This is a genomic window from Mesorhizobium sp. P3_A9 (assembly GCF_056402975.1).
In genome coordinates this window covers 1-10,319 of sequence record NZ_JBFUGJ010000219.1, presented here as the reverse complement: position 1 = coordinate 10,319, position 10,319 = coordinate 1, and the positions used below count along the sequence as shown (strand labels likewise).

Genomic DNA, 10,319 nt, shown 5'->3' with positions numbered 1-10,319 from the left:
GCACCTGCCTTGGCCGAAACCGCGACCGTTGCCGGCAGCGACGCCGGCTTCACCATACCGCTGCCGGAAACGGTTTCGGTGCTGCCGGAATCCTCGGGCATTGCCCCCGTCCAGACTGCCGAACTGACACCTGGTCCGACTGCCGTGCCGCTCGACGCCGCCGCCCAGCCGATTGCCGCGACCGCGGCCTTTGCCGGGGCGACGCCGACAGCGCCGGCCGTGCCCGCCGTGATGGCCGCCAATGCCTGGCAGGCGCCGCCGCCGAGCAAGGCCGGCCAGCCGGTCAAGACGGCCCAGACATACACCACCGCCGGACTCATCGTGCCGGCAGTCGCCAGCAGCGGGCAGAAACTGCCTGGCGTGCAGCAAGTCGCCTATGTCGTGCCGCAGAACCCGGCCGCCCTGGTGCAGTTTCCGTCCGCGCCGCTCAGCCCTGCCGCTCCGGAAGAGCACACCGGCATGCGCGGTGACGTCGACCGGCTGATCGTCAAATACGCCGCCCTCTACCAGGTGCCGGTCGATCTGGTGCGCCATGTCGTCAACCGCGAGAGCACCTTCAATCCGAAGGCCTACAACAATGGCCATTGGGGGCTGATGCAGATCAAGCACGCAACGGCACGCGGCATGGGCTATGACGGACCGGCCAAGGGCCTGTTCGATGCCGAGACCAACCTCAAATACGCGGTCAAATATCTGCGTGGCGCCTGGCTGGTATCGGACGGCAACGCCAAGAAGGCCGACTGGCTCTACCAGACCGGCTATTATTTCGACGCCAAGCGCAAGGGCCTGCTCGAGGCGACCGGCCTYGGCGKCGACCGYWMGCGSCRCCGCCTGCAGCCCGACGCCTGAGCGCGATGCCCGAACCGCGCCCGCCGGCSCTSAACGACATCCGGCTGCGCAAGATCCTCGACGAGACGCTGGTTGCACCGCATTGGCCGGATGGTTTTGCCATGCGCAGCTTCGAGCCCGGCGACGCGCCGCCTCTGCATGCGCTGCTGAGCGAGGTGTTCGACGACGGCACCGACGGCCCGTTCGATGAATGGTGGCCGCGCATATCAGGTGATCCCGAATTCGACCCGGCGCTGTGTTTCCTCGTCATCGACGCCAAGGGCCGGCTGGCGGCTGCTGCACTGTGCTGGACTTCCGCCTTCGTCAAGGACCTCGCCGTTCATCCCGAGGCGCGCGGCAAGGGCATCGGCGAGGCGCTGATGTGGCACGCTTTTGCCAGTTTTCGTGAACGGGGCGCTGACCGTGTCGACCTGAAGACCAATACCGTCGAGAATCCCGCCGCTGTCAGGCTCTACCAACGGCTCGGCATGTTCGAGGTTGATTGGTACAGCTGAAGGGCGGCGCGTCCGGACGTTCAGATATCCGGCGCGTTGCCGATCTTCTGCTTGAGCTCCAGCGCCCAGGCGCGGCCTTCATCGCCGCCCCATAAGAGCCAGGCGATGTGGCCGGCTGACGGGTTTGCCTCATTGCCGTAATTTTTCCCGCGCTTGTCGACTTCGTGGCGGGCGAAGTAGCTGACCATGCGGCGGATGGTCGACGGCGCGAGCTTCTCGCGGTTCTTCAATTCCGTCGCTCGCGCCACGCCAATCTCGGTGCCGCCACGGCCGAACTCTCTGCGCAACCTCAAGCCTTTGGCGGCATTGTCGGCCACCACTTGCGGGCAGCGCAGGTCGATCTCGTCGTCTTCGTGCATTTTTGTTCCCCCGGCCAGTTGGCCTTAGCCTGCCGCGAGAATGCTGAAAAGCCTGAGAGGTTCCTTGGCAAGATATCGCTCGTCGCTATCCGCAAAAATGTCGGGACCGATCGCCGCCAAACGTCCTTGGGTCGTAGAACAACCGCGCCGGGACGCCGGCGCACCCAGGGAGCCGATCATGATCACCTTTCCCAACGAATCCGCGAAGTACCGCACCGCCCGCGAAAAACTGCTGAAGAAGGAAATCGAACTGCGCCGCGCCATGGAGGCGGTGGCCGAGGCGCGGCGCGCGCTACCGCCGGGCGGGCTGATCCGCCAGGACTATGTCTTCGATGCGCTCGATGCCGGCGGCAAGCCGGCGAAGACAAAACTGTCGGAGCTGTTCGCGCCGGGCAAGGATTCGCTCATCCTCTACAACATGATGTTTCCGCGCCATCCGCAGGAGACGCGCGCCGTGGCGGCGAGCGGCGGCACGGCCAGGCTCGCCCGGCCGGACCAGCCGTGCCCGTCCTGCACGGCGCTGCTCGACCAGTTCGACGGCGCCGTCGGCCATCTCGAAGCCGCCGGCTTCAATTTTGCGGTGGTGGCCAAGACCGGGTTGGAAAACCTGGTCACGCTCGGCCGCGACCATGGCTGGAAGAACATGCGGCTGGTGTCGTCGGCCGCCAACAGCTTCAAGCGCGACTACAATGCGGAGACGGCGGACGGTGCGCAGATGCCGCTGCTGTCGGTGTTCCACCGCGATGGTGACGGCATCAGGCATTTCTGGTCATCCGAACTCGGCTTCGCGCCGACCGACCCCGGCCAGGACCCGCGCGCCATCGGCACCTGCGAGATCCTGTGGAACCTGATGGATTTTACCCCGGAGGGGCGGCCGGATTGGAGGGAGCAGCTGCAGTATGGCGAGGCCTGCTGCCACTAGGCAACCCGCCCTTCAGCCTTTGCGCTTCAGTTCTGAGTGGCTTTTCAGCACGTGGTCGCCATCGGCCTGCTCGATGAGATAGGCGGGTTCTTCCGTGCTCGCCTTGCGCACCACCTCCGTGCCCTTGATGGTGCGCGTCACGTCGTTGGTGAAGCTCTCGATCACCTTTCCTTTGGCGGTATGCGCACCCCATTCCCAGGTAACGCGTGTTCCCTTGCGCAGCTTCTGCATCTCTCGATCCTCCGCCGGAGGAATGTTCCAACGCCGCCAACAGTTCCTGAGAACCAAAGCGCGGATCGGACGTTGCCCTAGCCAACCCCTTTGACAGGAGCACGCTATGACCGAACGCAGCCTTGCCGAGATTGCCGAAAAAATGCGAGACATCGATGTCGCCATGCTGTCCACCCATTCCGAGGGTGGCGCCATTGCCGGCCGGCCGATGAGCAACAACCAGGACGTCGATTACGACGGTTCCTCCTACTACTTCACCTGGGAGAAGTCGGAAGTGGTGGCCGAGATCGAGCGCGACGCCAATGTGTCGCTGGCGTTCAAGGGCGATGACGGCTTCTGGGTCTCCGTCGCGGGCAAGGCCGAGATCATCCGCGACAAGGCGGCGTTCGAGGAACACTGGAACGAGGATATCGACGAATGGTTCGAGCAGGGCACCGACACGCCCGGGCTGGCCATGATCAAGGTCGAGGCCACGCGCGCCCACTATTGGGACGGAGAGGACGAAGGTGAGGTGACACTGCAGTCGTGAGGTTTTTTTGCCTGCTCCCACGCGCTGTGGCAGCGGTGAGTTCGAGGGCGAGGTGGTCGGGGTCGGCACTCTACGGCCCCCCCTCTGTCCTGCCGGACATCTCCCCCACTTGGGGGGAGATTAGCCGTCATCTCGGCCTTCGCTAATTTTCATTATTGAAGAGAAAAGCGCCAGCGACAAAGCCGCCAATCTCCCCACCTGTGGGGGAGATGTCGGGCAGGACAGAGGGGGGCGCCGTAGAGCGCTACGGTGGATGCTTCCGCCAGCCCCTGGCAAACCTGCTGCCGCAAGGTGGCTCTGTGCCCACGCCTTACCTGATTTAGACTGCCACCATGGAATCAGGGAGCACGCCATGCCCAAGATCGACCTCTCAGCCGTCCCCATCCGCAAGGGCTCCGGCTACCCCGCGCCCTTCGACGTCCCTTGCGCCACCCGCACCCGCCAGCGCCTCGGCGATGCCGGCGGGCTCACCGATTTCGGCGTCAACCTGATGACGCTCCCGCCCGGAGGCTGGTCCAGCCAGCGCCACTGGCACAGCCATGAGGACGAGTTCGTCTATGTGCTGGAAGGCGAGTTGACGCTGGTCGAGGATGGCGGCGAGACGCTGCTCAAGGCAGGCGATAGTGCTGCCTTCGCCAAAAACAGCGGCAACGGCCACCACATGATCAACCGGTCGTCGGTTACCGCGCGCTACCTGGAGGTCGGCTCGCGCAATCCGGACGATGTCATCACGTGCTCCGACATCGACATGATGAGCCCAAGCTCGGATGGGCGGTTTTTGCATAGGGATGGCACGCCGTATCCGGGGCAGGGGTGAGCGCTGGACCATGGTTCGGCGCTGGCGTTCTGCCAGCGTCGGGATAAGCTCCCGGCAATTACAGGTTGGCGCCAAGGCCCCCTCATCCGACCGCTTCGCGGCCACCTTCTCCCCGAGGGGAGAAGAGGGAAGCGCTGGCGCTCATAGTCTCCTCTCCCCTCGGGGGTCCGAAGGACGGCGAGACAAGCGGCTCGCCCGGAAGCCGAGCGAAGCGGAGGCTGGGTGAGGGGGCCTTGGCGCCAGCCTGCCAACCCCAGGGAGCATCACCATGAAAAAAGAAGTCATCGAAGTGCCGGTCATGTCGGCCAAGGTGCGGGCGCTCGGCCTGCCCTGCTCGACGGCGGTGAGGGCCAATGGCTTCGTGTTCATATCGGCGACGCCACCGGTGGACATGGTGACCGGCGAGATGGTGCGCGGCGATATCGAAACGCAGACAGAGGCATCGCTGAAGGCGCTGAAACATTGCCTGGAGGCAGCCGGCACCTCGCTCGACAATGTGGTGATGGTGCGCATCTACGCCGTCAATTCCGGCTTCTACAACGCCATCAACCGGGTCTACGCCAAGTATTTCTCCACCAACCCGCCGGCGCGCAGTTTTGTGCCGGTGGCGTCATGGCCAATGGAGTTCGATATCGAGATCGAGTGTGTGGCGGTCGCGTGACCACTCGCTTCAATAGAGCCGGTTCTTGCCGTCCCTGTCGATGATCTCCTGCATCTCGGCAACACCGAGTGCCAGCTTGCCATGGGCGACCATTGCTTGCGCAAGCGAGGGAACACAGGACGAGTCGGGCCAGGTTTCCTTGCGCCACAGGCCGGCCCGCACGGTGCTCTTGGAGCAATGCAGGAAGGCCTGGCGCACCGTGACCAGCAGAACGAAGCGCGGTTCCTTTCCGTGCACCGGATAGCGGGCGAGCAGTTCGGGGGCGCGGCTGATGCGGCCTTCGCCGGCGACACGAAGCGTGTCGGTATGGCCCGGAATGAGGAATATCAAGGCAATCGACGGGTCCGCGAGCAGGTTCTCGTAGCTGTCGAAGCGGCCGTTGCCGAGACGGTCGGGAATGGCAATCGTCTTGTGGTCCAGCACCTCGACAAAACCGGCCGGATCCCCCTTGGGTGATTGATCGAGCAGACCGTCCTGACCCCTCGTCGCCATGACGAGGTATGGCGACATGGAAATGAAGGTCGCGCAGATCCCGTCGATGTGGTCGATCGTCTTGTTCGCCACCTTCTCGCCCACCGGGCCGACGATGTCGCGTAGCTGGGCGATGGTTGTCAGAATGTCCGGGTCAGCCTGTGTCATGGTTCGAACCCTCCCTTGATCGCCGCAACTGCTGGCGTCGCGAATTCGGGGTCGATGCTGGCACCGGCGGTGAAGCCAAACTAGTCCGGAAACCGGACTGGTAGCGCGGCTTGCAGGGGCCTATACAATCTGTAGCCAGTTTTCGCGGGGCGAAGCGGTTCGAGATGCAGGAGCACAACGGCTACGGTCAGTACTGTCCGCTGTCGATGGCGGCGGAAATCCTGTGCAATCGCTGGACCGTGCTGGTTCTGCGCCAGCTGCTCGAAGGATCGACCGGGTTCAACGAGATCCGGCGTGGCGTGCCGCTGATATCGCGCACCATACTGGCGCAGAGGCTGAAGGAGTTCGAAGCCTACGGGCTCGTCTCCCGAGGCAGTGAGGGCGCCGGCAAGCCGGTCGTCTACCGGCTGACGCAGGCGGGCATGGCTCTCGGCGGGGTGGTGCGCGCCATCGCGACCTGGGGACAGGAATGGATCGAGGTCGAGCCGTCGCTCGCCGATGTCGATACCGATTTCCTGATGTGGGACATAAGGCGCAATGTCCGCCGCTTGCCCAGCCTGCCCGACCGTTTCGTCGTGCGTTTCCATTTTCCCGATGCGCCGGAAGGCAAGYGGCTGCATTGGCTGGTGTTCGAACGCAGGGATGTCGACCTCTGCTACATCGACCCGGGCTTCGAGGTCGATGTGCAGATCGAAGCGCCGCTCAAGACGATGGTGCGCATATGGATCGGTTCGCAGGGCCTTTCCGGTGCAATCGCCAGCGGCGAAATCCAGATCGATGGTCCCCGCAAGTTCACGTCCAACGTGGCTGACTGGCTCGGCCTCGGTTCGCTCGGCACGATCCCAAAACGCCCGGCGGAACTGCGTGTGCTAAGGGCGACCGGTTAGGCGTCGCTGAAGGCGCTGAAACATTGCCTGGAGGCGGCGGGGACCTCGCTCGACAATGTGGTGATGGTGCGTATCTACGCCGCCGGCTTCTACAACGCCATCAACCGGGTCTAGGCCAAGTATTTTTCCACCAACCCGCCGGCGCGCAGTTTTGTGCCGGTGGGGTCATGGCCGGTGGAGTTCGATATCGAGATCGAATGTGTGGCGGTGGCGTGACCTTTTCTTCTCGCATTGAGATGTATTCTGGTCGTTCCCTAAAATTTTAGGGTCTGCAAAAACGAGAAATACTGTTTTCACGCGTATTCGACAGATGTGTTTGTCTGGGTTGTTGATCCGGGGGAAGATATGAAGCTCGTGGCGGCATTTACGCTGGCAGCACTCTGCTCGATGTTCTTTGCTGGTGATGCCGAGGCCCGAAAAATGCGGTTTCGGGTGTTTCCGATCCCTGGAGCGCACAGCTCAAACGAAACGGTGAGTCCTGTTCCAATCGGCGTCGAAGACGTGCGTTTCGTTCACGATCTGCCGGCTTCCTTTGCCGATGAGGGCGAGCATTTCGATCTTGGCTATAAATTCGGCATGTTCGGCGGCGGCGAGTGGGTCGGATACTTCAAGACATCCCAGCGCTACGTGGAATTGAAACAGGACAAAATCCGCGAGCTTTTGCCATTTCTCGGCATTTCGGAAGCGGATGCGCCAAAGCGGTCTTTCGGCAGCCAGATGATGGTCATCGGAACATGGTGCGTGATCGGGCTTTTCGGCCTGGGTGCGGTGCTGCTGAAATACCCTCGCCTGAGAGGGGCGTTCTCGCGCAGTTCCGCCAAACGCAATACGGACAGCGAGTTTGACGTCCAGGCAGCCGATCAAATGATCAGCCGCGCGGTCGCCCGAACCCAACAGCGCGAGGCAAGGCAACCCAGCGTCGCGCCGGCCGGCTCCTTCGCAAGACCGAATGCAACGCCGACCTTCGGTCGCAGATCGCGCTGAACGCGGTTCGCATGGCGGCGCACCGAGCAGTCGTGTCTGGGCTCTGCCTAAGCGGACAAGCTGACCGCTCCAACCAGCCCCGCTTCGCGGCGACACGCTGCTCCATTGGACGATGACTTGCGGACGACAATGCCGAACGCTGGCGTTCAGCCTGGAGCGCGATAAGCTCGCGGCAACCACAGGGAGATCGTCATGACCAAGGAAATCGTCGAAGTGCCGGTGCTGTCGGCGGCGGTGCGCGCGCTCGGCGTGCCGTTGTCGTTGGTGACCAAGGCCGCCGGGCTGGTCTTCGTCTCCGGCACACCACCGCTCGATCTTACGACCGGCAAGCTGGTCAAGGGCGACATCGAGGTGCAGACTGAAGCGTCGCTGAGGGCGCTGAAACACTGTCTGGAGGCGGCCGGCACCTCGATGGACAATGTCGTGATGGTGCGCATCTACGCCGTCAATTCCGGCTTCTACACCGCCATCAACCGGGTCTATGCCAGGCATTTCCCCGAAAACGCGCCATCGCGGACGTTTGTGCCGGTGGCGTCTTGGCCGATGGAGTTTGATATCGAGATTGAGTGTGTGGCGGTCGGGTGAGGTTCGGAGCCCGGGCATTCGCGGGACAGGAACGTAGTTCTCCCTGCCATCAGCATTGACGCAACGAATTTGTTGTGTCAGCCTAAGGCATGATTCCCGACAATGACCGACAAGCCAGTTTATTAAATGCACGAATAGAACGTGCGGCAGCGAGCTTGAAAGCGCTCGACGGTTGGGATGCGCTTCGAACTGGCATCGAATTGTCCACAATAGAGCTTCGTAAAAAAAGCCTCCGTGAAACCCTGAATCGCTTGCGGTCGGATGTGTCTGTGTATGCTGGCATTCGATCGGGCGAGATTAAGACCTTTAATGCGACACAGATCGAGGGCTTGCCGGACATACTGAAGCGCTCGAGGTTGGCTCGGGGTTTAACACAGCGCCAGTTTGCGGAATTGCTGGGGCTCAAGGAGCAGCAAATCCAGCGGTACGAGGCGGAAAATTACGCCACGATTAGTCTTCGTAGGTTGTATGACTTATTCCACGTTCTGAACGTGAGTATGAAAATCGAGGCAACTCTTGAAACGGACCTGGTTGAGTTATCCAGCAGAGATCCAGTAGAGTTGAATAAATTACCTCACAAGGAGATGTTACGGCGACAATGGATTCGACTTGATGCTGGCGAATCTGAAAATGTTGAAGCTGCAGCGCAAAGGTACGTGGTTCAGAGTATCGGCGAGAATTGGAACAATTTTCTCCACCGGCAAGTCGTGAGGGCGAATTCCTCGGTCGACAGCCAAGCGCTTCTTGCCTGGCACGCTCGGATCTGCGAGGTCGCACGCGTAAAAAAGAAGAACTTAAAGGGCGATTTCTTCTCGTTAGACTTGGATTGGGTGCGACGGCTCGTGGATCTGTCGAAGTTTGATGACGGCCCCCGTCGAGCAGTTGAATATCTTTTAAGCATTGGAGTAATTGTAGTTATTGAGCCGCATTTGGAAAAAACCCATTTGGATGGCGCGGCCACGATATTGGATGGCGACACACCGGTAGTCGGGCTTACACTAAGATTTGATAGACTAGATAATTTTTGGTTTGTTTTGATGCATGAGCTTGGGCATCTTGTTTTGCATACGCAGTTCGACGACGTAGTCGCTTTCTTTGACAGCGATGAAACTGGCGGTGAAAAAGGAAAAGAGTCGGAAGCTGACAATTTTGCAAGAAGTACGTTGATCGCGGACGAGAAGTGGAAAACCTCCCTAGTCCGTTTTGCCAAATCATCCGATGCTGTTAGATCGTTTGCAGCGGCAAATGGATTATCTCCCGCCGTTGTAGCAGGTAGGATTCGCAGAGAACGAAACGATTTTAGTATTTTCAATGAACTTGTTGGGCAAGGTAGTGTTCGAAGGCAGTTTGGTTTTTAACGGAGACAACCTCGGTGATAAAACTGCAGCGCAGATTGTTGTTCGTTTACAGGATGAAGTTTAAATTCGGAGAGTACGTCGGCCTATCCCGCCTTCGCTCTCGGGATTTGGACGACATGCTTCCCCATCTATCATTGCCAATGCCAAACGACTGGGATCATGAGGATAAGCGCAAGCTTTCTCTCGATGAATGTCAGTCGAAATTTGCGGATCGACTGTCAAAGCACCTTCGGAAGCGGCCTGCAGTAATTGATAGCCATCGCTTCGATGAAGATGAAGAATTTAAGACAGCTTCACCTCATCCTATTAGAGAGTTCGCCGAGCGGGCACGCCTTCTAGGTTGTTGCATTATACCCGCAATTACCGTCGAGCCGAGCGGTGCGTTGACCGTGGCTGTCCGAGAAATTGTAAGGCGAAATCAATCTGGGATTGTTCTCAAGCTTGCCCTCGGTGATCTGGAAGACGCCAGGTTAGGGGAAAAGGTCGATACAGTTCTTGGGGGTGTCGGGATCTCTGCCAAGGATGCTATGCTTTGCATCGACCTTGGCGAGTTCGAAATTGAAAAACCAGAGGACGTTGCGGAGGCACTTTCGTTTCAGATAGCAGCTGTGCCTTACCTTCAGGATTGGGCGCATGTTTATATTACGGTTGGAACGTTTTCCACGCAGATAGCAAAAATTGGATTCAACTTAACAAAGTCGATTGAGCGCGGAGAATGGGAATTGTATCGCGCGCTCATGAGCCGTTCCGATTTACCGAGGCGAGTGGTTTACGCTGACTACGGAATCGAAAATCCTAACTTCTTACGCAACCCTCAACATGCGCGGGCCAGCGCACATTTCAGATATACGCTTGATAAGGGCGGACTCGTTTCGAAGGGCGGATCAATTGCAAAGATGAGCTTTGCAGCGATCCGCGCCGCAGCGAAGAATATTGTGGATCATCCTGAATATAGTGGGCCTGCGTATTCGTTTGGAGATGCCTTCATCAAGAAGGTCTCCGAT

The 10,319-nt window shown here is 60.1% G+C and carries 14 protein-coding genes and 1 pseudogene; 12 read left to right on the top strand and 3 right to left on the bottom strand.

The window, feature by feature from the left end; translation table 11 throughout:
• Positions 1–849, top strand: an 849-nt coding sequence (locus tag AC1DX0_RS24245; RefSeq protein WP_477357090.1) for a transglycosylase SLT domain-containing protein, incomplete at its 5' end; no start/stop codon positions are given.
• 5 nt (positions 850–854) lie between these two features.
• Positions 855–1,343, top strand: a complete 489-nt coding sequence (locus tag AC1DX0_RS24240; protein WP_477223501.1) for a GNAT family N-acetyltransferase — start codon at positions 855–857, stop codon at positions 1,341–1,343.
• A 20-nt stretch (positions 1,344–1,363) separates the two neighbouring features.
• Here the strand turns inward: AC1DX0_RS24240 and AC1DX0_RS24235 are convergent, their stop codons facing one another.
• Complete coding sequence (locus AC1DX0_RS24235) at positions 1,364–1,702, bottom strand: hypothetical protein (protein WP_477223500.1); 339 nt, start codon at positions 1,700–1,702, stop codon at positions 1,364–1,366.
• A gap of 178 nt (positions 1,703–1,880) precedes the next feature.
• Here AC1DX0_RS24235 and AC1DX0_RS24230 point away from each other — a divergent pair, with 178 nt between their 5' ends.
• Complete coding sequence (locus tag AC1DX0_RS24230; protein WP_477223499.1) at positions 1,881–2,624, top strand: DUF899 family protein; 744 nt, start codon at positions 1,881–1,883, stop codon at positions 2,622–2,624.
• Between the two features lie 12 nt (positions 2,625–2,636).
• Here AC1DX0_RS24230 and AC1DX0_RS24225 read toward each other — a convergent pair whose 3' ends face one another.
• Entirely contained in the window at positions 2,637–2,855 is a 219-nt protein-coding gene (locus AC1DX0_RS24225) for a hypervirulence associated TUDOR domain-containing protein (RefSeq protein ID WP_477223498.1), read from the bottom strand.
• A 106-nt stretch (positions 2,856–2,961) separates the two neighbouring features.
• Here AC1DX0_RS24225 and AC1DX0_RS24220 point away from each other — a divergent pair, with 106 nt between their 5' ends.
• The 3 genes from AC1DX0_RS24220 to AC1DX0_RS24210 all read left to right on the top strand — a co-directional run bounded on the left by AC1DX0_RS24220 (position 2,962) and on the right by AC1DX0_RS24210 (position 4,862).
• On the top strand, positions 2,962–3,384 hold the full coding sequence (locus tag AC1DX0_RS24220) for a pyridoxamine 5'-phosphate oxidase family protein (RefSeq protein ID WP_477223497.1): 423 nt from the start codon (positions 2,962–2,964) through the stop codon (positions 3,382–3,384).
• 352 nt (positions 3,385–3,736) lie between these two features.
• A complete protein-coding gene (locus tag AC1DX0_RS24215) occupies positions 3,737–4,201 on the top strand; it encodes a cupin domain-containing protein (protein WP_477223496.1) in 465 nt (154 codons plus the stop codon).
• Between the two features lie 268 nt (positions 4,202–4,469).
• Positions 4,470–4,862, top strand: a complete 393-nt coding sequence (locus AC1DX0_RS24210; RefSeq protein WP_027044169.1) for a RidA family protein — start codon at positions 4,470–4,472, stop codon at positions 4,860–4,862.
• 9 nt (positions 4,863–4,871) lie between these two features.
• Here AC1DX0_RS24210 and AC1DX0_RS24205 read toward each other — a convergent pair whose 3' ends face one another.
• Positions 4,872–5,501, bottom strand: coding sequence for an MSMEG_1061 family FMN-dependent PPOX-type flavoprotein (locus AC1DX0_RS24205; RefSeq protein ID WP_477223495.1), 630 nt, complete (start codon positions 5,499–5,501; stop codon positions 4,872–4,874).
• A 164-nt stretch (positions 5,502–5,665) separates the two neighbouring features.
• Here AC1DX0_RS24205 and AC1DX0_RS24200 point away from each other — a divergent pair, with 164 nt between their 5' ends.
• From AC1DX0_RS24200 to AC1DX0_RS24175, 6 genes and pseudogenes are all read left to right on the top strand, one after another.
• Entirely contained in the window at positions 5,666–6,388 is a 723-nt protein-coding gene (locus tag AC1DX0_RS24200; RefSeq protein ID WP_477357088.1) for a winged helix-turn-helix transcriptional regulator, read from the top strand.
• Positions 6,389–6,604 (top strand): annotated as a pseudogene (locus AC1DX0_RS24195) (RidA family protein); the annotation flags it as partial.
• A gap of 129 nt (positions 6,605–6,733) precedes the next feature.
• Positions 6,734–7,372 carry a hypothetical protein gene (locus tag AC1DX0_RS24190; RefSeq protein ID WP_477223493.1) on the top strand — a complete coding sequence of 213 codons (639 nt, stop codon included), beginning with the start codon at positions 6,734–6,736 and terminating at the stop codon, positions 7,370–7,372.
• A 192-nt stretch (positions 7,373–7,564) separates the two neighbouring features.
• A complete protein-coding gene (locus AC1DX0_RS24185) occupies positions 7,565–7,957 on the top strand; it encodes a RidA family protein (protein ID WP_477223492.1) in 393 nt (130 codons plus the stop codon).
• Positions 7,958–8,112: 155 nt separating this feature from the next.
• Positions 8,113–9,315 carry an XRE family transcriptional regulator gene (locus AC1DX0_RS24180; protein WP_477357087.1) on the top strand — a complete coding sequence of 401 codons (1,203 nt, stop codon included), beginning with the start codon at positions 8,113–8,115 and terminating at the stop codon, positions 9,313–9,315.
• Positions 9,316–9,368: 53 nt separating this feature from the next.
• A partial coding sequence (locus tag AC1DX0_RS24175; RefSeq protein ID WP_477357092.1) for a beta family protein occupies positions 9,369–10,319 on the top strand: 951 nt, incomplete at its 3' end.